The organism is Vibrio sp. 2CM40D (assembly GCF_023161825.1).
Lineage (GTDB): Bacteria > Pseudomonadota > Gammaproteobacteria > Enterobacterales > Vibrionaceae > Vibrio > Vibrio alginolyticus.
In genome coordinates, this window is record NZ_JALNTL010000010.1 from 60,769 (window position 1) to 80,514 (window position 19,746).

General features: G+C 45.1%; 26 protein-coding genes. 16 read left to right on the forward strand and 10 right to left on the reverse strand.

Annotation, left to right across the window (positions count from 1 at the left end; translation table 11 throughout):
• The 12 genes from MTF70_RS19835 to MTF70_RS19890 all read left to right on the forward strand — a co-directional run bounded on the left by MTF70_RS19835 (nt 1) and on the right by MTF70_RS19890 (nt 9,017).
• Nucleotides 1-360, forward strand: coding sequence for a YscG family type III secretion system chaperone (locus tag MTF70_RS19835; protein WP_005377200.1), 360 nt, complete (start codon nt 1-3; stop codon nt 358-360).
• Nucleotides 357-992, forward strand: coding sequence for a YopR family T3SS polymerization control protein (locus MTF70_RS19840; RefSeq protein ID WP_205461527.1), 636 nt, complete (start codon nt 357-359; stop codon nt 990-992). Before MTF70_RS19835 ends, MTF70_RS19840 begins: the two co-directional genes overlap by 4 nt.
• A gap of 8 nt (nt 993-1,000) precedes the next feature.
• A complete protein-coding gene (sctI, locus tag MTF70_RS19845; protein WP_005387149.1) occupies nt 1,001-1,345 on the forward strand; it encodes a type III secretion system inner rod subunit SctI in 345 nt (114 codons plus the stop codon).
• Complete coding sequence (gene sctJ / locus MTF70_RS19850; protein WP_086012989.1) at nt 1,345-2,091, forward strand: type III secretion inner membrane ring lipoprotein SctJ; 747 nt, start codon at nt 1,345-1,347, stop codon at nt 2,089-2,091. The genes sctI and sctJ overlap by 1 nt, the downstream gene beginning before the upstream one ends.
• On the forward strand, nt 2,084-2,749 hold the full coding sequence (vscK, locus tag MTF70_RS19855) for a SctK family type III secretion system sorting platform protein VscK (protein ID WP_115386029.1): 666 nt from the start codon (nt 2,084-2,086) through the stop codon (nt 2,747-2,749). The genes sctJ and vscK overlap by 8 nt, the downstream gene beginning before the upstream one ends.
• Nucleotides 2,728-3,366, forward strand: a complete 639-nt coding sequence (locus tag MTF70_RS19860; protein WP_005387146.1) for an HrpE/YscL family type III secretion apparatus protein — start codon at nt 2,728-2,730, stop codon at nt 3,364-3,366. Before vscK ends, MTF70_RS19860 begins: the two co-directional genes overlap by 22 nt.
• 185 nt (nt 3,367-3,551) lie before the next feature.
• Nucleotides 3,552-3,983: a type III secretion system chaperone gene (locus tag MTF70_RS19865; protein ID WP_005377206.1), complete on the forward strand. Its 432-nt coding sequence runs from the start codon at nt 3,552-3,554 to the stop codon at nt 3,981-3,983.
• Nucleotides 3,984-3,986: 3 nt separating this feature from the next.
• A complete protein-coding gene (locus MTF70_RS19870; protein WP_149192510.1) occupies nt 3,987-5,150 on the forward strand; it encodes a VopS family T3SS effector adenosine monophosphate-protein transferase in 1,164 nt (387 codons plus the stop codon).
• Nucleotides 5,151-5,405: 255 nt separating this feature from the next.
• On the forward strand, nt 5,406-5,852 hold the full coding sequence (locus MTF70_RS19875; RefSeq protein ID WP_054576980.1) for a type III secretion system chaperone: 447 nt from the start codon (nt 5,406-5,408) through the stop codon (nt 5,850-5,852).
• 10 nt (nt 5,853-5,862) lie between these two features.
• Complete coding sequence (vopR, locus tag MTF70_RS19880) at nt 5,863-6,840, forward strand: type III secretion system effector VopR (protein WP_205461529.1); 978 nt, start codon at nt 5,863-5,865, stop codon at nt 6,838-6,840.
• Between the two features lie 230 nt (nt 6,841-7,070).
• Nucleotides 7,071-7,529, forward strand: coding sequence for a CesT family type III secretion system chaperone (locus MTF70_RS19885; RefSeq protein ID WP_005387141.1), 459 nt, complete (start codon nt 7,071-7,073; stop codon nt 7,527-7,529).
• 9 nt (nt 7,530-7,538) lie between these two features.
• The gene (locus MTF70_RS19890) at nt 7,539-9,017 is read left to right on the forward strand and encodes a hypothetical protein (RefSeq protein WP_017821337.1); all 1,479 of its coding nucleotides are present in this window, start codon (nt 7,539-7,541) and stop codon (nt 9,015-9,017) included.
• An 89-nt stretch (nt 9,018-9,106) separates the two neighbouring features.
• Here MTF70_RS19890 and MTF70_RS19895 read toward each other — a convergent pair whose 3' ends face one another.
• The 10 genes from MTF70_RS19895 to vscN form a co-directional block, all read right to left on the reverse strand.
• Nucleotides 9,107-10,003 (reverse strand): EamA family transporter, encoded by an 897-nt coding sequence (locus MTF70_RS19895; protein ID WP_205461531.1) that lies wholly within the window; start codon nt 10,001-10,003, stop codon nt 9,107-9,109.
• A 112-nt stretch (nt 10,004-10,115) separates the two neighbouring features.
• Complete coding sequence (locus tag MTF70_RS19900) at nt 10,116-10,826, reverse strand: AraC family transcriptional regulator (protein WP_205461533.1); 711 nt, start codon at nt 10,824-10,826, stop codon at nt 10,116-10,118.
• A gap of 102 nt (nt 10,827-10,928) precedes the next feature.
• On the reverse strand, nt 10,929-11,978 hold the full coding sequence (gene vscU, locus MTF70_RS19905) for a SctU family type III secretion system export apparatus subunit VscU (protein WP_005387129.1): 1,050 nt from the start codon (nt 11,976-11,978) through the stop codon (nt 10,929-10,931).
• A gap of 15 nt (nt 11,979-11,993) precedes the next feature.
• Entirely contained in the window at nt 11,994-12,779 is a 786-nt protein-coding gene (sctT, locus tag MTF70_RS19910; protein ID WP_017634548.1) for a type III secretion system export apparatus subunit SctT, read from the reverse strand.
• On the reverse strand, nt 12,776-13,042 hold the full coding sequence (vscS, locus tag MTF70_RS19915; RefSeq protein WP_005377227.1) for a SctS family type III secretion system export apparatus subunit VscS: 267 nt from the start codon (nt 13,040-13,042) through the stop codon (nt 12,776-12,778). The genes sctT and vscS overlap by 4 nt, the downstream gene beginning before the upstream one ends.
• Nucleotides 13,043-13,055: 13 nt before the next feature.
• A complete protein-coding gene (gene vscR, locus MTF70_RS19920; RefSeq protein WP_005377232.1) occupies nt 13,056-13,706 on the reverse strand; it encodes a SctR family type III secretion system export apparatus subunit VscR in 651 nt (216 codons plus the stop codon).
• Nucleotides 13,703-14,671: a SctQ family type III secretion system cytoplasmic ring protein VscQ gene (gene vscQ / locus MTF70_RS19925; protein ID WP_205461541.1), complete on the reverse strand. Its 969-nt coding sequence runs from the start codon at nt 14,669-14,671 to the stop codon at nt 13,703-13,705. Before vscQ ends, vscR begins: the two co-directional genes overlap by 4 nt.
• On the reverse strand, nt 14,668-15,873 hold the full coding sequence (locus MTF70_RS19930) for a type III secretion system needle length determinant (protein WP_033906162.1): 1,206 nt from the start codon (nt 15,871-15,873) through the stop codon (nt 14,668-14,670). The genes vscQ and MTF70_RS19930 overlap by 4 nt, the downstream gene beginning before the upstream one ends.
• A 9-nt stretch (nt 15,874-15,882) precedes the next feature.
• Nucleotides 15,883-16,344: a type III secretion protein gene (locus MTF70_RS19935; RefSeq protein ID WP_005377236.1), complete on the reverse strand. Its 462-nt coding sequence runs from the start codon at nt 16,342-16,344 to the stop codon at nt 15,883-15,885.
• Nucleotides 16,341-17,663, reverse strand: a complete 1,323-nt coding sequence (gene vscN / locus MTF70_RS19940; protein ID WP_054575030.1) for a SctN family type III secretion system ATPase VscN — start codon at nt 17,661-17,663, stop codon at nt 16,341-16,343. The genes MTF70_RS19935 and vscN overlap by 4 nt, the downstream gene beginning before the upstream one ends.
• Nucleotides 17,664-17,848: 185 nt before the next feature.
• Between vscN and sctW the strand changes: the two genes are divergently transcribed.
• From sctW to vscX, 4 genes are read left to right on the forward strand one after another with little or no spacing between them, the layout of a single operon-like run.
• Nucleotides 17,849-18,742, forward strand: coding sequence for a type III secretion system gatekeeper subunit SctW (gene sctW / locus MTF70_RS19945; protein ID WP_158159673.1), 894 nt, complete (start codon nt 17,849-17,851; stop codon nt 18,740-18,742).
• A complete protein-coding gene (locus tag MTF70_RS19950) occupies nt 18,723-19,007 on the forward strand; it encodes a TyeA family type III secretion system gatekeeper subunit (RefSeq protein ID WP_005377239.1) in 285 nt (94 codons plus the stop codon). The genes sctW and MTF70_RS19950 overlap by 20 nt, the downstream gene beginning before the upstream one ends.
• The gene (sycN, locus tag MTF70_RS19955; RefSeq protein ID WP_005388159.1) at nt 18,994-19,368 is read left to right on the forward strand and encodes a type III secretion chaperone SycN; all 375 of its coding nucleotides are present in this window, start codon (nt 18,994-18,996) and stop codon (nt 19,366-19,368) included. Before MTF70_RS19950 ends, sycN begins: the two co-directional genes overlap by 14 nt.
• Entirely contained in the window at nt 19,365-19,742 is a 378-nt protein-coding gene (gene vscX / locus MTF70_RS19960) for a type III secretion system protein VscX (protein ID WP_064368455.1), read from the forward strand. The genes sycN and vscX overlap by 4 nt, the downstream gene beginning before the upstream one ends.
• The last annotated feature ends 4 nt before the right edge of the window (nt 19,743-19,746 follow it).

A 19,746-nucleotide genomic window follows, 5' to 3' on the forward strand; every position in this document is an offset into this window, starting at 1 on the left:
ATGGAACGAGAAACGCGCCAACTGCTGGCTGAAATCGCGCTGATGGCAACAGGTATGCATCGTCATCAAGAAGCCAACACGATTGCAGATGGCCTTGAAGCAAGCTCAGGTTCTGAAGAGACCGTTGCGATGATTCGTGCAATGAGCCTCATGAATAAAGGCTTGTATGAAGAGGCTCATCAATTACTCGAACCACTTTGTAATGCCTATCCAGATCTGATCAGCTTAGCGGCTCTTGCTTCTGCCAAAGCCGGTTTACTGAGCAAAGCGGAAAGCTGGGTAGAACTTGCGTCACAAGGAAGCGAAGAAAGCCAAGCATTTGCTGCGAGCTTTTCTCAGGACATTAGGAATCTTGGATGATCATTGATTCAAGCAACCTAAGTCTTCAACACCAATCTTTGCGTCAGTCGGAGTCGCGCCATTATGAGCGGAGCGATGAAGACAAGATGAAAGCACTCATGGAGCGAAGTGACAAGCAAGAGCAAGTTTCACATGTTTCTCCAAAAGAGACGCTAGAGAAAACAGAAGCCAAACTGGCGGAGATTAAAGCGTGGTACGAATCATTAAAAGACGCAGAGGTTGTCAGTAAACAAAGTGTCTTATCATCGTTAAATGAAGCGTTCTCCGACCCTCAAGTTAAACGAGAGGCAATGTGGTACGCCTTTCATGGGGCGAAGAGTGCAAAAGGCAACGAGCAGCCACAATCTGATTTGTTAAAGGTGTTGAAGCAGGAGTTACTAGGGAATTTTTCGGGACAGCTTATTGCCGAACCACCTGCTGATAAAACAGCACTAAAAGCAATGCTAGCGCAGCATTTTCCACTGGGTGCCCAGAAAGAACAAGCCTTATGGCATTGCTGGGCAGAGTTGAAGTCGTTACCTGATATGGCATCAACACTGGACATGGTTCGTGATGAACTTAGCTTCATGATCCAAAAAAATGCGATGGTGAAAAACATCATGACTCACAGTCACAAGTTAGATTTATCTTAGGAGTACATATGATAAACACGCAGTACACCGAGGTGATGCAAACCAACATTGATAAGTTGCAGGATGCGCAAGTCGAAGACGGTTTAAGCGAACGTTTTGAGCAAGCCATGTCGGTTCCCGAGGCAAGTAATGGCCTGGAGGGAGGTTTGCTAGAAAACATCAGCGAGTTGAAAAACACTATCGATAACGCGAAAAGTAACCTGCAAGACAACATGAAGATGGTGGGTGATGATCCGGCGCAATTACTGCAAATGCAGTGGGCGCTGACACGCATTACTTTTCAAGAAGAGCTGATCGCGAAAACCGTGGGTAAAACCACACAAAACGTAGAAACCTTATTGAAGGCACAATAGTGATGATGAATAAAATGAGAGCAGTTTTCATCATGCTCACGTTGTTTCTGGTAGGTTGTCAGACCGAGCTATACACCAACGTTACTCAGAAAGAGGGTAATGAGATGTTGTCGATCTTACTATCCGAAGGTGTCGTTGCAACAAAAGAACCTGACAAAGACAACACCGTCAAGTTAATGGTAGACAGTTCTCAAATCGCCTTCGCGGTAGACGCGCTAAAGCGAAAAGGCTATCCAAGAGAGCAGTTTTCTACACTGAAAGAGGTGTTTCCTAAAGACGATTTGATCTCGTCACCATTAGCAGAACGAGCACGTTTGGTATACGCGAAATCTCAAGAGCTCTCCTCAACCTTATCTCAGATTGATGGCGTGCTAGTGGCACGTGTTCATGTTGTTTTGGAAGATCAAGATCTGCGTCCAGGAGAGCGTCCAACTCCAGCTTCTGCCTCCGTATTTATTAAACACGCGGCAGATATTGCGCTTGATTCATATGTTCCGCAGATCAAATTATTAGTGAACAACAGTATTGAGGGGTTGAACTACGATCGAATCAGCGTAGTGATGGTACCCTCATCAGAGGTTCGAGTTGCTACTCAAAACAATCAATTTAAAAGCATTTTGTCGGTTCAGGTCACCAAAGAGACGGCGAATAATCTTATCGCCATTTTGGTGTTCTTGGTAGCGGCACTCATCGGCTCGAATATCGCTACTTTTACATGGTGTCGTAGGAACACGAAGCGTGGTTAAACCAGAAACACCACTCGCGCAGGTACAACACCAGTTTAACTATGCGCCTTGCCAGTACATCCATAGAAGTTGGATAGAGCAAAAGCAGCCTTGGTTACTAAATATCGAAGGCTGGAGAGATAACCCCATGTTCAACCAATGGTGTATCAATGAGTGGGCGTTATCTCCCGTTCCTGAGATGGCTTTTAACAGACCTTGTCATAGTTTGGCATTGCTCCCGACAGACGCGTTGAATCAACTCGTATTGATGGTGGGTGGAGCTTTGCATTGCGTTGCGATGCGAAGCGTTGTCTTAAAACACCCGAAACAGGTTCTGAACAACGTTTTTGGTTTGGAAGGCGCTCGGTTCTTAATTCAAAACGGGCCGATGCTGTTATCCAGCTGGCCGCAAGGCTGGCAGCGTTCGTTACCAGAACTACTGGATGAAAGGTCTGTTGAAGCAAGCATGAGGGCGCTGGGATATTTTTGGATGAGGTTTATTTTGATTAACTCACCGGAAGATGTTGTTCTTCGTTGGCAATTCAAATTGGAAAAGCAACTTAGCGAAAACGCGGAAACAGCTAACTGGTTGGAAGCGGATCAACGAGATCTGGCGTATCGACTCACAAAAAAAATCGCAAAACAGGTTATTCCTCAATGGTTTCATTTGTTGAAATAAAAACAGACAATTTGCAGCTGGCACCTGGCTTAAAGGTGCTGAAAGCGAAAGATTATGCCAGTTATCTGGATTCGCAACACTTAGTTGAAGCCGCGAACTCCAAAGCTGAAAGCATCATTGCTAATGCCCAACAAGCCTACGAAACCGAAAAACAACGTGGTTATCAAGATGGCCTTGCACAAGCCAAGATTGAAAATGCGCAAACGATGGTTGAAACCTTAGCACGTTGTAATGACTACTATCAGCAAGTCGAAGAAAAAATGACAGGTGTGGTGTTAGAAGCAGTACGTAAGATCATCGATACCTTCGATGATGTCGATACCACGGTGAGTGTAGTTCGAGAAGCGTTGCAACTGGTGAGCAACCAAAAGCAGGTCATTTTACATGTCCACCCAGAGCAGGTTGTTGAGGTGAGGGAAAAGGTGGCTGGTGTATTAAGTGATTTCCCTGAAGTCGGTTACGTTGACGTGGTAGCAGATGCGCGCTTGAAAAATGGAGGCTGCATTTTGGAAACAGAAGTTGGGATCATCGACGCCAGTATTGATGGACAGCTGCATGCATTAAAGCAAGCCATGGTGAAGCAGCTCAGCGAGCGTAAAATTACGATTCATGAATAAACCTCAAAAACTCAGCACTTGCTGAGTTTTTTCATTTTAATGCCTTTAAACAAAAAAAATCCGACCATTTCTAAAATATTCACTGCCATAAATCCTTAAGAATACATCTAAGAAAGCTGCTTAGTTGATAAGTGTTGCAACCAAGCAGCGCCTCTAAAACAACAAAAATAGGATTATTTAGTCGAATGGCTAATGGATTTATAACTTCTTTACTGACAGATTTTGCCAGCCGCTGCCAATTGGAGCCGTTGGTTTTTGATGAGGATGATTGTTGCCATCTACTCGTTGAGCAAAACACAGCAATCACAATTCGTGCACAAGAAGATCGTGTGACGCTTATCGGGCTGATTTCAGGTAATAAACCGAGTGCTGATATTTTGCATCAACATATGAAAGATGCCTTAACGCAAGGCTCTCCAGCGGTATGCTGGGAGGAAGAGACCGGATATATCGGTTTCATACACCTGCCTCAGCAACTGCTAACTGCATCTTTTTTCGATGAGTCATTTGCGAATTTCATCGAGTGGTTAAAAAGTGCGAATACACAAGAAGTAACCAATAAAACAACCGAAGTACCGGAAACGAATACCACTCATTTTTCCACATTAAGGGTTTAAAACATGATCAGTTTTGGAAGTGTTAGCGCGTTGCAGGCTGCCATGCCGCAAGCTCGTAACGAGATACTTAACGAAGGTAAGCTGAGTATTGGTGGCAAAGAATACCAAATTAACGCAGCGACCCAAGAATTTACTCGCGCCAATCCTACGAATGGTGCAGTAGCGCGATTTTTTGAAGCGACAGGAAAACTGTTTCGCGAAGGTAGCCCACAATCGGTAGCGAAAGCCCTTACAAAAGCCGTATTTGATAATGAGCAAGGACAAGCTCAGCGTTTACAAGCTGCTTCTTCTGTTGAGCATGGACAAATGTTCTTCAAAGATGGAAGCATAAAAACCGCATCAGATGTCTTAAATGCCTTTGCGAAGTTAGACAGTAAATCAGTTCAGTCGAACTCTGCTGAGCTAAACCAGTTAGCAGAGCGAGCGATGACAGAGGCAATGTTAGAAACCGATTCTGGTAAAAACCTCACATCACTGATTGGCGAAAGTGCAGCGAAGTCGCTTGCTGGACGTGTAGTAAAAGACTACGGCGGTGGTGTATCTGCAGCGCAGAAAAACCCGGCAGGTAGCATTAATCAAATGCAAGCGGTGTTTGATATGGAGGTGATGCATCTTAAATCGGCGCAACGTCATATCGAAGGTCTAGCAAGCACCGATCTAAGCCAAGGTGTATACGCTGAAGGACTGGCAGAGGACGCGTTTAACAAAAGTGGCGTAACCAATAATGTTGAAAGAGCTACGGCGTGGATCATTAATGCTTCTAACTCTAAAGGAAACGATGCCGAAAATATTACGTCTTTACTGAAAGAATACGCGTCTAATGGTAAAGATTTATTGAATATGGAAAACCTAAAAGAGCTGCACACTCGATTGGTGCCTAATGTTGAGCGTGATTACCGAGGGCCAAATATTTCGGGTGGCACTTTGCCTTCAAGTATTGGCGGTGAGGGCATGTTAAAGCAGCACATTGAAGGCTTTTTGAAAGAGAACCCTGTAGAAGATAAAGACTTAGGTAAACATTTGTTCGCCGGAGTTATCGGGTACCATGGCTTTACCGATGGAAATGGTCGCATGGGTCGCATGCTATACGCGATAGCAGAACTTCGTAACGACTCGTTCAATCCTTTAGCTATGGATGCAGAAAATAGCCTTCACGGTATTAAGTGATTTTCTACTTCTATTTAATTTTCGGAGCGGCGATTGCCGCTCTTTTATTTTCCAGCTTAACCTTAATTTTTCTTCTCAATAAAACGGCTAATAGCAATAAAAATGAGACGTTGAAATAAAGTGTCGGTTTCTATCTCGCCATAAAATCTCTTTTATCCTTATTCGCTTATTTAAATGAGCCGTTATACCCAAGTGGCTTCGCTGCAATAAATATATCGATGTCACTTAGTTATAATAAATTAGACAGGACACAACATGGATACAGGAAAGATTAATATGCTTCTCTCTGAGCTAGGAGAAGTGCTGAACCTTGAGCGCGTGACAGCGTATGACGATCAAATGTGGTCACTGCATTTTGCTGAAAACAACAGTGTCGATGTTCTGCTCGTAGAGGAAAAAGGCGAGTTATTGATTTCCAAAAACCTGCTTATAGAACAAGATGATATTACGCTAGATAAACTTCAAGTTTTACTTGAATACAACTTCTTGTATCGAGAAACAGGTGGTGTGCAGTTTTGTGTGAATCCAACACGCAAAGACGTTGTTCTTCAAGTTGCTATCGCGGCTGGAAGTGAACTCACCAACATTGCTAACTTAATCATTCAGTTGAATGAATTAGTTGATACTTGGGTACAGTTATTTCAAAACAACACGGTTGTAGATTTTAGCCAAACAGACGTACACGCATTTATTCAAGTTTAAGGCATCACACATGGTCAATATTAATACATCGCACATGCACTCGTTGAGTCAGTTAACGTCACATTTGGCGACACAAAATCAAGCTGACGACAAAGAGGTTCGAGCACACAACGGTAAAGATATTTTTGTTAAAGAGGGCGCACCAAAAAATAAAAGTATCAGCGCGCGTATTAGCCACCAGAATAAAGCGAAAGATATTGTAGTGAACCTGCTTACTAAGCAGGGTATTCCTAAAGATGTTGCGAAGCTCATGCTGAAAAATGTGTTGAACGGTGAAAACAAGTTAACGCTTGGGAGCCTGAAAAATCTTGAGAGATTGTCGTCTGGTCCTAGCTCAAATTGGCCCACTGCACAAACGGCAGCCTCATCTTCCAAAACCAATAAAGCTTCATCGAGTGCCGCGCTTATCAACGAACATAAAGCCAACCTTCAAAAGCTTGGTGATTTTGCCTGTACGGACTTAAATACGTTCGGTGTTAAGGGGTCACAGTTTTATGAAACAAAAGGAAAGCCACGACTAAAAGAGCTTCACGCGGATCAAGCGCGAATCATGCAAGATCACAGAGCGACGATGTCCGCAAACGGAGTTCAAGCTGCAGCACAAAGAGGAACCGCACCGCAATTAAGCACTCTACAGAACATTGCTAAGGCAGTACAAACCGCGAAAGCCGGCTGCTGTACTACATTTGCCTTTGCTGCCGCCGCTGAGATGATTCAAGGCATGTCAGGAACACCTGAAAGTGAACCCAAAGTAGAAGTGGTTGCGTTTAAAAAGGGTCATTCAGGTACACACCTTTATGTACTGGTTGGTCGACAAGAGGAGAGCGACATAAAAGATCCATCAACGTGGAGTAAGGATGTGAAAATTGTTGACCCGTGGGCGACATCTGCATTCGGTGCACCAATGTTTGGAGATGCACAACGACCACCTGTTTCGAATATGTTCCCGCCAACAGAAGTCATTTTTGATAGCCATAAACTGGGTTAGTCACTCTGCAAAAGAAGTGAGCAAATACATCATGCTAAGCATCTAACCTTTATTGAAAGAGCAGCTCTGAGCTGCTCTTTTTTATTACTCTGGCAACTCGATTTTAGAGCGAGATTTCTGCGGAAAACCTCACAATGAAGGCGAAAAAGTGACAAAAATAAAGCCATTACCGACATCGTTCAATCTGCAATCGTTGTTCAATAGAGTTATTGAAACAAAAGGAAAAAGTTATGAACACGATTCAACAACTGCTCTTGGAGTTTTGCCAACTCAATGAGTTGCCCGAACTGAATTTTGAAGAAAATGAACGTTGTCAGCTACTGGTCGATGATCGCTACATGTTGTATTTCATCGCGACAGATACGGATGATTTGATGCTGTCTGTAACGTTCGGAGGGTTAGAAAAATCCGGTGAACAACGACTAAAAGGTTTAGAGCTTCTTGCTCATGCTAACTATCAAGGAATAGGTAGTGGCAGCCTCGCACTTGCTTTGGCTCCAAACGGTCGACAGCTTGTCTTAGCAGGACGTAAACCCGTTGAGCATCTAAATACGACGAACCTTACCGCTTGGTTTCACGAAGTTATTGAACAGGCCGAGCTGTGGCAAGCGCGTTTCGCAATGTTGGATCAAGCGATTCCAACCACCTCTAATCATGAACAAGCTCATGTTCAATCACTTCGTGTGTAGGAGAGAAAAATGGTTAATACAACACAAAAAATCAGCCAAAGCCCAGTACCTGATCTAGAGCAGTTTCGTGCAGTTGCTGCGCAAAAAGATGACCGAGTGATCAGTAAAAGAGGTGAAGTAAAAGAACCTTCCACATTCCACAAAGGTCACAAGTTTGCTTCTATTCACGAAGGCGTATTGAGAAGCAAATACACTAAGTTTTTCCAAGAAAACATCAAAACTCACCTTGATTTAAAACAAGCGCTACTTAAGCAAGAAAAACCTGAGGTTGCGCTGTTGGCTTACTCCCTAGTGAGTCCTTCAGGCTATCGCGGTGAGCCACTTACTGAGCGTAAAATCTTAGAAGTTGTCAGCCTATTGGATGAAATAAAAGTGAGCAGCGATACGTACCAGCAGCTTAAAAATACGTTTGATGCGATCAGCAAAGATCCGCGTATGCAGGTGAGTTTAGAAGCCCAGTATCCAGGAAAAATGGATGGCTTCGCTGCTGAACTGTTACAGATGGGCAAAGAAAAGCTAAAAGGTTCTGGTGTGAACGCCGTTATTAACTTGGCATTACCTGGCGTTGGCTTATTGATTTCTACAGGTCGAGAGCTGCACAAAGCGGCCGTAAATGGTGATGCTGAGGCTTACCATCATCAGTTAGAACAAATTTCACAGCTGCCAGGGCGAGATCAACGTCTTTCTATGCCGATGCAGCAAACCTTGGCTCAAGGTCATGCGATACTGTCGGCTGAAGGTGGCATTGGAGCTACGTTAGGTATGGCGACGGGGAGCCTGGGCACGTTCGGTGTTAGCTCTGTAGCAACGGTGGGCGTCACACCGATAGCAAAAGAGGCAATCGGTTCTGCGGCAACGACTGCTATCATGAGCGGCGGTGGCTTTGTGGCGAACCAAGCTGGAGCATACGGACTAAATACAGAAGTCAAAGAACAACTCATGCAAGGTGAGATGTCTGGTGTTTTACCAAGGCTTGAAGTTTCTAATGCCAAAGGAGACTTTACCTTTAGTATGCAAGATCCGGCTTCTGTCCGCGCATTAATGGCGTACCTTGGTCCTAAGGAGAATACTGAAATGACTTCTCCTCAAGCGCCTAAAGAGGCACAAGAGATGGAAGCCGCTCGATTAACACTGAAAAAGATGTTGGGTTCAGAACCAAGTGAGCACTTGGTTCCTGACGTAGACTCTATCTTGAAGCTAAGCCCAGAGGATGCACCAAGTAAAACCGAGTCTATTGCTAACGGGGCGTTTAAAAAACTGTTAGGAGAAGATTGGGATTGGCTCATGCCAGCTGTTCGAGCGATTGATAAAGGGGAAGCAAGTAAAATAAACGAAAAGCTAACCTACAAGCTCCCCCTAGATGCAGCAAACGGACGAGTTTATCTTGATAAATGCCCAAACCTGAGTGACGTCCAATTAGATGCGCTAGAAAAACTAGGCTCACCAAGTCAATTGCGATTGATGTACTTGGCAGAAGGCTGGGTGTAATTTCAAATGGTAAAGTAGGGAGTAGGTGCTGCTCCTTACTTTATCTACCGTCAGCGTTCCTTTTTGGGGCTGGCTAATATCGGTTTAATTTAACTTTTCGACTGAAGAAACAAACACACAAGTGTCAACGTTATACCAACCCAACCAATGAAAGAAATTTCTTCCCCAACAATCGCAACTGCTAGTGCTGCTGCGATAACAGGTTCAAATAGCGTGAGTATGCTAGCTCCACTGGCTGTAACAAACCGTAGCCCAAACCCAAAAGCGACGTAACCTAGCCCCATTGGAATCAAGGCCATGTAGAGCATGACCGCCGTATTAGTTGACGATGCAAATAGATTATCACCCGTGATGAAAAGTGTTGGTAGAAGCAAAACTCCACCAATACCAAAAACACTTCCCATGGCCGTTTGCGATTCAATGCCGTGGTCAATCATAGCCTTTACTCCCCATGAGTAAATGGCGTACGTCAAACCTGCCAATAGGCCAAGTAATACACCCCAATGCTTCATATCATGATCAAATAGACTATTTGCGGATGACTCAGAAGCCAGCAACAAGGTAATGCCAATGACCCCGATTGCGAAACTCATCATCCAGCGCTTGGTTATGGTCTGATTTCGGCTAAAGAGACACTCTAACAAAGCAGAAAAGAAAGGAGCAGTGGAGATAGAAATAACCGTACCAATAGCCACACCAGCGAATCGCATTGATGAATAAAAAGCCAGTGGGTAGGTGGCTAAGGCGATAATACTAATCAGTAACGTTTTCTTCTTATGTACGACTTTTCGAAAATCTCTCCTCAGTGACTTCGCAGACAGACATGCTTGCATAAACCCACCAATACCCATAGAAAATGCGCCAATGGCGAGAGCACTGACATCCGGTGCCAAGCTGGCAGCGGTGCCCGTCGTTCCCCACAGGGTTGAAGCAAAAAGTATGGATAAAGTTCCTAATTGATAGTCGGTGAAATGTTTTTTTAACACTGTAATTTCTACCTAGTGAATGGCTGTTTTAGGGTAGAAAGAATAAAAGAAAGCGATAGAGATTTTTGTGCTGAAAAGACGGAATACTTGTTCCAGAAGACTATTTTAGTGACTATCGGGAAAACTCTCTAGGAGACATACCAAAATGCATTGAAAACCGTCGACTAAACGCGGAAAGGTCACTATAACCAACTCGTTCAGCTATCAACTGAACTGGAAGGTCTGTATGAGTCAGTAGTGCTTTGGCTTTTTCCATACGTTGTAGTGTAATGTACTTATGGACGCTCACTTTTAGCTGCTCTTTAAAAAGCTTTTTAAACTGCGTCGGACTCAAGCAAGCGGCATTCGCTAATGAGGCAATGGTGAGTGGCTGATCAAGCTGCTCCGCGATCACAACCTGTACATCTCGAATACGCAAATCCACGGAGCGAGACCGCTTTTGCTGCTCCAGCAACAGATAGAAGGTTGCAACCATTGAGGTTTCAATTTCATCATTAACCTGATACTCAAGTTGCTTTTCGACAAACTGGATAAAGCTCAGTAGAGGCGGGCTAATCGAAAACACAGCCACACTATTATCCATCAAATGAGTGGGCAAAGTGGTCATATCCGCAACAATAAAGCGTGATGACTCTTCGGCATTAAACCCGTGAGCACAACTTTTGGGGATGACTATGCAGTCGCCAACCGCCACCTTTCCGACATAGCTATCCATATCAATATGTATGTTGCCCTGGAGAGGAAGCACCAGTTGATGATAATCACTATGAGTATGTCGGCTCATACGTTTCGTGTAGGAGCGAATGCTTAAGCTAGATTTCATAAAAACAACATACAGTTAAAGGATACCGCATTATAGCGTTGAAAGTATCGAGGTTGAAAGCTGGGCAGTTGTAAGCCCAGATCTTGAATGGGATGTGGTTTGTTAGTCCGCCTCGGACTCTAACGAAGCCAACCAACGAAGCACTTCCGCAGTTGCCTCAATAAGATCGCTTGGGATGTACTGGTCGACGTTACCGTCGGCGTATAGTGCACGAGCAAGAGGGACTTTTTGCATCACAGGCACGCCTTCCTCTTTAGCGATTGCGACCATACGTTTGGCTACCGCATCGGTTTCCATCAAAGTGATGACGGGCAGGGGCGTTTCGCCTTTCTTGTAATAAAGGCCAACCGCGATATGTGTTGGGTTTGTAACTAATACATTAGAACGTTTAACGTTTTCACGTTGATTAGAGGCTTGTAGCTCTTGGTGTAACTGACGACGTTTGCTTTTTATTTCTGGACTGCCTTCCATCTCTTTGTATTCGCGCTTCACTTCGTCCTTGCTCATTTTGAGCTTTTTCGTGTGATCAAACTTCTGGTACGCAAAATCTGCGGCAGCGATGACGATGAAGCCTACCGAAGAGATAATCATTAATTGTTTAATCATGACGCCAGTAATGGTCGGGACACATTCTAGCCCACAAGTTGGAATTTGCATTAAAGCGTTGATGTTACCGCGTAATGTCACCCAGATAATGCAGGAAAGAAGAGAGACTTTAAGGATCGACTTGATAAACTCAATCACACTCTTGAGGGAAAAAATGCGTTTGGCCCCTTCGACGGGATTGATCTTTTTGATGTCGGGTTTAACGGATTCACCACTAAATAGGAACCCGAACTGCCCCATATTGGAAAAGATGGCGACGAGTGCAGCAACCAGAATAATCGGAGCGAGTAGATAGGCAATTTCTTTTGCGATGGCGATAGCGACATCGACTAGCGCATCTTGGAAACCCTGATAAGCAAGCTTACTTGGTAGGAGAATAAGCGCTGAGATGTGCGACATGTAATAATCGGCGAACGCAAACAGTACAATTATGAGCGCCAAAATTAATGCAGACGATACGATTTCTTGGCTTTTGGCAACCTGACCTTTCTGTCGAGCATCGCGTAACTTTTTTGCGGTGGGTTGCTCTGTTTTTTCTGCACTCATAAAGAATCCTAAGCGTTATTGCCAAATGGTATTGAGTTGTTCTGCGAATCGGGTAATGCCGTAAAACTGTACTTCAAAGTGATCCATCATTATTCCGAGATACACGATCAGTAAAACACTCGCGATGGCACTTTTTATTGGCATGGCAAGGAAAAAAACATTCAATTGCGGTGCAAAACGACTGATAAGCGCCAGACCAAACTCAGCAAGAAACATTGCCAACACTAGTGGAGCGGACATCAACACACCAAGCCACATAAGCTGTTCAAATTGCGCGTAGAAGAAGCTAACCCATGCGTCGCTAACGGTTGGGAAAAAGTCCACGATCGGCCAAGATGTATAGCTTTTGAATAACGCATAGATAAAAGTGACAAAGCCCCCGCCAGAGAAGAACAGGGTAATCAACGTTTGGGTCAGCAACACGGCTGTTGGTGTGGATTGTGAGCCTAGCGTTGGGTTAAACATACTTGCCATGGCAGCACCACGTTGGTTGTCGACCAGAAAACCGGCCGCTTCTATCGCCCAAAAGGGGATAGCAGCAACAAACCCTATCAATAGCCCAATTAATACCTCCTTACCCAAAATCACTATCAGCCAAATGCCGTCGGTTTCTGCGGGCAAGCTTTGCTGATTAATCATCGGAAATATAAACAGCGCGAGTGAGCAAAGCACACCATTTCTCACCATGGTGCCGCCTAGCATTTGCTTGCTCAAAATAGGCAAAAAGATGAAGCATGCCATTAACCGAGGTAACGTCAGACTGTACAAAAATAAAACCTGGTGTAAGTCGTGATAACTCATCGTATTTGAGGAATTTTATCCATAGCAAGCGAGGCGAAGGCGTGGAGCTCTGCCCCTAGCCATTGCGTTGTGACGAACAGTGTAATAATGACCGCGATAAGCTTGACCACAAAGCCTAACGTTTGTTCTTGGACCTGAGTTAACGCCTGAATAAGCGACACCAATGTACCAACCAATGCTGCGACTAAAATCGGCGGTAATGACAAGTACAACACTAGGGTTAATGCTTGAGTCGTGAAATGAATGATTTCAGCAGAATGCATACTTTCTCCGTGATTAACCGTAACTCAACACTAAGCCGTGGGTAAGCTTTGTCCAGCCGTCAAGCAAGACAAAAAGCAGCAATTTGAAGGGGAGGGAAATCGTCATTGGCGATACCATCATCATCCCCATCGCTAGTAGGATATTCGACACAATTAGGTCAATAGCGATGAACGGTAAGTACAACAGAAAGCCAATTTCAAAAGCGCGAGTAAGCTCGCTGACGGTAAATGCGGGCAGTAAGAGCAATAAGCTGTCCGACTCTAAACGGTCTACGTACTTCTGTGGCCACAATGTGCGTGCAGCATCAGTGAAGAATATGGCTTCGGTTTCCCGAATATGCTTTTTCAAAAATTCTCGATAAGGCTGTAAACCGCTTTCAATGAGGCCTTCTACACTTGCAGAATCTTCAAGGGAGATATCATGCTGCTTTACGTAGTCGTAGGTTTCAAACCCGACGGGAGCCATGATGAAAATTGACAGAATGATAGCCAATCCGTAAAGCGCCATATTCGGCGGAATTTGCTGTACACCGAGAGCGTTACGCAGCAGTGAGAATACAACGGCGAGTTTCACAAATGACGTCGCCATCATGGCGATAAATGGGATCAGTGCCAGCAGTGCTAAGCTGACAATGAGATTGAGCTCGTCGGGTAACTGGATCATGCTGGCTCCTGCGTGCCACCGAACAGCTCCAGTACGCGCACACCTAAATGTTCGTTAACATTAACCAGTTCACACTCACCAATGATTTTGCCGTTGGCACGCAATGTTACCGGCTTAGATACAGACTGGTTTAGCTCGAATACGTACCCTGGCTGAAGCTGGTTAAGCTGCTCTAGCGTGATGGTTTGATGGCCGATATCAAACGTGAGTTCCACAGGCAGTTGCTGGTGGTCGGTTAACATTTCTGAAGTGTTTACGTCATTCATATTGGTTTCTTTTTCAATAATGTGAAGAGTTTGGTCATCTAGCTGGCAGCGCCAGAGATTCTGGTTAGATACTTGAAAAATGGCTTGTTGCTTGGCGATGTAACCATCGTCAAAAAAGATGACATCTCCCAGCTCGAGCGAATTAAATTCGCTTAACGTCAAATGGGTCCTTCCAAGACTTAACCACACAGGTAAAGCGAGGTGTCGAGCTTGTAGAGCAGCGCTGTTTGGTAGCGCATCCAACAACACGTCTGATCCTTCGCTAACCCACAAACAAAGAGAGCCGTTAGGCTTATTGAGGGTTAACATTAAAGTATGCTCTTGGGCCTGGCTCGCCTCTAACGGCTGTAGTTGACTAAGAATGGGTAACTGACCAAATAGCGCTTTGATTGCCTCACTATGCGGTTCTATCTGTGAGCTCAAAAGTGCTAACTGGAGGGAGTTAGGCAGGGACTCAAACGCAGTAGCATTTAAGGTCGATTTCAGCCAATGTTGGAGCTGCGCACGAGAAAAGTCTACTTGTAGGGTTTGCCCTCCAATCAACGTGGTTAAACGGAACCCTTCAAATGAAGGGATTTGAGCAACAGTAATCGATACGCTCTGACCATCAGTCGCTTGGAAGTGGCACTGTTTTGCACAAAGTTGATTGCTGAGCGCGATACTTTCTGCATCCACTTTGGGTATTATTAACGGTGTCATAGGTCATTCTCCGCTTGCCATTCTTCATACACGCTGCGTTGTTGGCGTGAGTGTTGTTGTTCATGTTGTTGTTGATCGAGCTGTTGAGTTTGTTCGCTGATCGCTAAGCGAAGTGGCTGCTCACCACCGAATCGGTTTAGCCGTTCAGCAAGATCTTGTCTAGCTTGCTGGCTAATAATGGAAAGGGCATGCTCTTGTCGAATCGTCACGCTATACCCTTGAGCGTCCAACTTGATGTGGATTTCGCCACCTTTTAATTGTCCTTCACTTAGAAACAGCCGAACCTCTTTGTTGTCCGATGCGGTTGGCAGAGCAACATAGATTTTATCCACCAATTGCTGGAGTAATTGGTTTACGTCTCGCGTTGGGCTTGGTTGAGCCTGCGAAGCAACACTTTTTAGGATGACATCGCCTTGTGTTACCGCACTTGCAAGGGGTTGAGAAGGCACTTTTTCTTCATCCGTTTTAACGGCGACTAGTGCGCTTTTCGTCACGATTTTTTCAAGAGGCTTGGTTTCAGGCAGGCCACCAGTTTGGTCTGATCGTTTGCCTGTATTCTGTAGCGGCGGAGTTGCACGCTTATTGTGCGTTTTTTCAGTTTGCCTTTTCGTTAAGCCAACAATGTTAATCCCATCTTGAGCGAGCTCTGTCGCTGTCGCATTTTGGGGGAGCAAGCCAGATTCAAGCGTAGAGAGATACTCCGGCGAGGTATGTTTATCCATCGGCGTCGGTTTATCATCTTTCAAATGAGCTTGAAAGTGAGGATCAACACGCTCGGTAGAAGGGGAGCTTAGAACTGTGTCGCCATCGCTTTTTCCATCATGTTTAAGCAATTTATTGTTTTTGCTAATTATTTCTTCGCTATTTGCTGCGTCGTCTTGCGATTTCTCTATATCTCTCTTACTGACGACGTCACTTTGACCTTTTAAAGTGGAGATGTTTTTGTCAGCGTTGGCTTCTTGGTTCGATAGGTTAAGTTTCTTATCTAGACCTTGAGATGTCTTATGCCTTAGCGGTATGTCTTCTTCGCCAGTATGATTTTTTTGGGGATTCCCAACGATAGACTCCTTTCCCTTGCTAGGCTTCTTCGTCATTGCATGCTCGAATTGTGATTGAAGCTCGGCCTCCTTCTCGAGAGGCGCTTGTTCCGGCGTTGATTTGTGCAGCGTATTCGATGTTTCAGTTGTTGGGGTAATGCGCATAGTGAACCTTTAGATAATGTCGACAGTGCGAAACTCTTCCTGTTCGAGTTCTTCTTGGTATTGCCTTTCTCGCGATTTTTCCGCGACTTCTTGTTGCTGCAACTGAACGAATTTTTCTTTGGTTTTATGGGCTTGTCGCGCCTCTTTTTGCTTTTCTTTAAGTGCCGAGCGTTCGATTTCAAGCGCTTTTTTTGACTCGGCCACACGTTGTTTAAGTTCGGCTTCTCTCTCTCTTAACAACGCGATTTCTTGTCTTAATGTTTCCAGCTCTTTAAGGACGAGCGTTTGTTGTTTTGCTTTAGCAAAACGTCGCTCTTCTTCTTCCTGGCGCCAAACGTGATAGTCCGCGACAGAACGTTCGGCCTTTTGAACCTGTGCTGCGGCGTTTGACACTCGGTATTCTTGACGCTTGACGGCTTTATCCGCACGGTCAGCGCGAATTTTTTTGATTTCTAATAAGCGTTCTATCATTGTTTCGCCATCCCTTTAAGTTGAGCGATAGCGCCATCAAGATCGCTTGGTTCATGAGTGCCTTGGCGTAAAAAGGCGCGTATATCATCACTTTGTGCAATGGCCATATCCGCTCGGCTATCTGCGCCATGTTGGTATTCGCCAATTTTGATTAGCAGTTCAACTTCTTCATACTTAGCTAACATTTCGCGAATATGAGCAGCAGACGCCTGATGATCGGATTCAACGATTTGATTCATCACTCGGCTTGCTGAGCGAAGTACATCAATGGCGGGATAATGGTTCATTGCCGCAAGTTTGCGCGAGAGAATGATGTGCCCGTCTAAAATTGAGCGAGTTTCATCCGCGACAGGCTCCGTCATGTCGTCACCTTCCACCAACACGGTGTACAGTGCTGTAATTGATCCTTTGTCTGATTGTCCAGCTCGTTCCATCAGCTTTGGCAAAGCGGCAAAAACGGAAGGCGGATAGCCACGTCGTGTTGGTGGCTCGCCTGCGGCTAGTCCAATCTCCCTCTGTGCGCGGGCGAAACGCGTCACCGAATCCATCAGCAGTAGCACGCGTTTACCTTGGTCACGAAAATATTCTGCGATAGAAGTGGCAACAAAGGCGGCTTTGGCGCGCTCCATTGCTGGGCGATCAGAGGTAGCGACCACTAAAACCGATTTGGCCATTCCTTCTTCGCCTAGGTCATGCTCAATAAACTCGCGCACTTCGCGTCCGCGTTCACCAATTAAGGCGAGAACGGTCACGTCAACTTCTGCGGAGCGAATCAGTTTTGCCAGTAGGGTACTTTTACCCCCGCCAGCCGCTGCAAAAATACCCATGCGCTGACCTTCACCACAGGTCAGTAGCCCATCAATGGATCGAACGCCAAGAGAGATTGGCTTTTCAATCAGTTTACGTTGCATTGGTGGTGGTGCATCGCGATAAACAGGATACCAAGCGCTTGGTTCTTGACTTTGCGTACCATCGAAAGGACGTCCAAGCCCGTCAAGCGTTGTACCTAACAGGTGGTCGCCAACACCCACTTCGTGCATTTTACCCATTGGGCTTACTTCTGTATTTGAGGAAATCCCAAACATATTTCCTAACGGAGTGAGCAAAGCGTGATGCTGCTGGAAGCCAACCACTTCCGCTAACAAAGACAGAGTTTGATCGGGATTACGCAACTCACACAGTTCACCTACACGAACGCCAGGGACGACAGCTTTGATAATGGTGCCGGTGACTTGCGTAACGCGCCCGCGAATTTGGATCAAACGCGTGTGTTTAATCGCAGATTGTTGGATATCAGTGATGTATGAGAAATCGTTCAAGGTAAAAATATGCGCAATGATTGATGCTGAGAGGATAGAAAGTATAAGAATCAATTTATAGTGAATATCAGTCGGGAGTTTTTAGAAAACTGAAAGCGCACTAAAAAAACACGTCTGATTTTGACAGCTTCAACAAAGCGCACTTCCTATAATTCGCCTGTATTGTGCGGAAGGAGTGCAAGTGAATGAGTATTATCAACAATCATATCGCAACAAATCCAAAGTTTGATGCGTCTATCCAAAGCGGGTTGGAATCGTCTCGTCCCGACGTTTCACAAAAAGGCAATTATCGCGGTGAAACCGTCCGTGTTCACAATGCCACACAATCACTTTTTGATGCGATGGAAGAACTCACTTCACTCGGTTCCGAAAAAGCAGAGAAAGATCTGACTAAGCGCAAAGTGAAAGACAGTGGTGTTCGAGTTAATGAAGCACATGAACTCGTTTCGGACTATTTAAGAAAAGTCCCTGATCTTGAAAAGAATCAAAAGATCAAAGATTTGGCTACAAAAATGGCGGGAGGAAATATCTCGACCATCGCGCAATTACAAGCCTACTTGAATGGGTTTTCCGAGGAGAAAAGCCATCAATACCTCGCCCTAAAAGCCGTTAAAAAGTTTTTGAGTGCGAGTCCAGAAAGTAAACACCTACTAGCGCTGATTGACCAAGCACTTCTAAGAATCGAGCAAAACCCAGATACATGGTCTCAAATTGATACGGAAATCCGTGTCTCAAATTTTGCTGATGAATACAGCCAAGAGCAAGAGTTTAGCTCTTTGCATCAGCTGCGCGGCTTCTACCGCGATACCGTTCATAGTTATCAAGGGCTCGGCGCGGCTTATCAAGATGTAGTGGCGCGCTTTGGTGAGCAGGAGGTATCGACTGCTGTTGACTTTATGCTGCAAGGCATGAGTGCAGATCTTAGTGTTCAAGGTAGCAGTATCGATTCGGTTAAGTTGCAGTGGTTGATGTCCGATATGCAAAAACTCAAAACTCTAAATACGTTGCAAGATCGTGTGAATCAGCTGTTCCAAATGTTTAAACCGGAAAGGACGAATTATGGCTTATCAAGTTTCTAATTTGATGGCTGATGTGATTGCGTTGGTAGAGCAGCGATGGGTAAGCAGTGATGAGATATGGAAAGTCGCCAACGCAATGGAATTGACGGCGGTAGAACAAAAAATCGATTTTTTTCGAGAGTTCCATAAGTTAGTTCGCGCAATCCCAATTGACGTATTCGCCGATGAAGAACAACGACAGAATTTAATCCAAGCGGTACAAAAGGCGCTAGACGAAGCCATTGATATAGAAGAAGAGGAAGCGTGGGAAGATGAGTTGGATTGATGCATCCGTCGATGAATTTTGCCGAGGAATGGGGCTCGATGCCGTCGATTTCTCATCAGCTGGACGGGTGCAGCTGGATTTTGAGCAAAGTGGTACGCTGCATATTGAGCGACAGGGTGAGCAGTTATTCTTGATGTTGTCTCGAGCGTTATCTTGGCATCAAACCAGTGACATGATTCAAAGTGCACTGTGTTTGTGTCATGCCGATCAAGGCTGGCCTTTCGAAATTAAAACCGGCTTGTTAGATGAGCAAACTCTGGTTTTTTCAGCAAGGCTAAAAGGAGAAGAAGTAACACTTCCGACCTTAGAGCAAGCGTTTACGCTTTTGGCTCGTCTACATAACGATGTGGCAGGCTCATGACTCGAGTTAGCACTTTAAACGTAGGCATAGAAGCCTTCACGCATGTTACTCATAGTGAGGTTAAGGCCGATTTCCCTGAACGGTTTCAATTACTTCCGGATGGACAGGCGGTCGCTACGCATTTAGAGAAGCTCTATGACCTCAGGCCTTCAGACCAATATCTCATCGCGTTAACTAAGCCCAAGCTGCTGCACTCAGAGTTGTTGCGTCCAGAAAAGTACCGCCAACAGTTCGATGAAACGTTGGCTCAGCTGCAAGTTCTTGCACAGGACTCAGGCTCCGTTTCTTTTATCAAAGCATCCGAAACGCTACAAAGTACACAACTTGATCAGCGTTACCTCACTATGGCGCTCAATCTCCTTATTCAGGTCTAACCAA

Bases quoted from the DNA above. Each gene is read 5' to 3' on its own strand.
- MTF70_RS19890 (WP_017821337.1), top strand. From the start codon at position 7,539: ATGGTTAATACAACACAAAAAATCAGCCAAAGCCCAGTACCTGATCTA.
- vscQ (WP_205461541.1), bottom strand. From the start codon at position 14,671: ATGACACCGTTAATAATACCCAAAGTGGATGCAGAAAGTATCGCGCTC.
- vscX (WP_064368455.1), top strand. From the start codon at position 19,365: ATGACTCGAGTTAGCACTTTAAACGTAGGCATAGAAGCCTTCACGCAT.
- MTF70_RS19930 (WP_033906162.1), bottom strand. From the start codon at position 15,873: ATGCGCATTACCCCAACAACTGAAACATCGAATACGCTGCACAAATCA.
- sycN (WP_005388159.1), top strand. From the start codon at position 18,994: ATGAGTTGGATTGATGCATCCGTCGATGAATTTTGCCGAGGAATGGGG.
- sctW (WP_158159673.1), top strand. From the start codon at position 17,849: ATGAGTATTATCAACAATCATATCGCAACAAATCCAAAGTTTGATGCG.
- MTF70_RS19835 (WP_005377200.1), top strand. From the start codon at position 1: ATGGAACGAGAAACGCGCCAACTGCTGGCTGAAATCGCGCTGATGGCA.
- MTF70_RS19865 (WP_005377206.1), top strand. From the start codon at position 3,552: ATGGCTAATGGATTTATAACTTCTTTACTGACAGATTTTGCCAGCCGC.
- vscS (WP_005377227.1), bottom strand. From the start codon at position 13,042: ATGCATTCTGCTGAAATCATTCATTTCACGACTCAAGCATTAACCCTA.
- MTF70_RS19840 (WP_205461527.1), top strand. From the start codon at position 357: ATGATCATTGATTCAAGCAACCTAAGTCTTCAACACCAATCTTTGCGT.
- vscR (WP_005377232.1), bottom strand. From the start codon at position 13,706: ATGATCCAGTTACCCGACGAGCTCAATCTCATTGTCAGCTTAGCACTG.
- vopR (WP_205461529.1), top strand. From the start codon at position 5,863: ATGGTCAATATTAATACATCGCACATGCACTCGTTGAGTCAGTTAACG.
- vscU (WP_005387129.1), bottom strand. From the start codon at position 11,978: ATGAGTGCAGAAAAAACAGAGCAACCCACCGCAAAAAAGTTACGCGAT.
- MTF70_RS19860 (WP_005387146.1), top strand. From the start codon at position 2,728: ATGGTTTCATTTGTTGAAATAAAAACAGACAATTTGCAGCTGGCACCT.
- MTF70_RS19885 (WP_005387141.1), top strand. From the start codon at position 7,071: ATGAACACGATTCAACAACTGCTCTTGGAGTTTTGCCAACTCAATGAG.
- MTF70_RS19935 (WP_005377236.1), bottom strand. From the start codon at position 16,344: ATGATAGAACGCTTATTAGAAATCAAAAAAATTCGCGCTGACCGTGCG.
- MTF70_RS19900 (WP_205461533.1), bottom strand. From the start codon at position 10,826: ATGAAATCTAGCTTAAGCATTCGCTCCTACACGAAACGTATGAGCCGA.
- MTF70_RS19875 (WP_054576980.1), top strand. From the start codon at position 5,406: ATGGATACAGGAAAGATTAATATGCTTCTCTCTGAGCTAGGAGAAGTG.
- sctI (WP_005387149.1), top strand. From the start codon at position 1,001: ATGATAAACACGCAGTACACCGAGGTGATGCAAACCAACATTGATAAG.
- MTF70_RS19870 (WP_149192510.1), top strand. From the start codon at position 3,987: ATGATCAGTTTTGGAAGTGTTAGCGCGTTGCAGGCTGCCATGCCGCAA.
- MTF70_RS19950 (WP_005377239.1), top strand. From the start codon at position 18,723: ATGGCTTATCAAGTTTCTAATTTGATGGCTGATGTGATTGCGTTGGTA.
- sctT (WP_017634548.1), bottom strand. From the start codon at position 12,779: ATGAGTTATCACGACTTACACCAGGTTTTATTTTTGTACAGTCTGACG.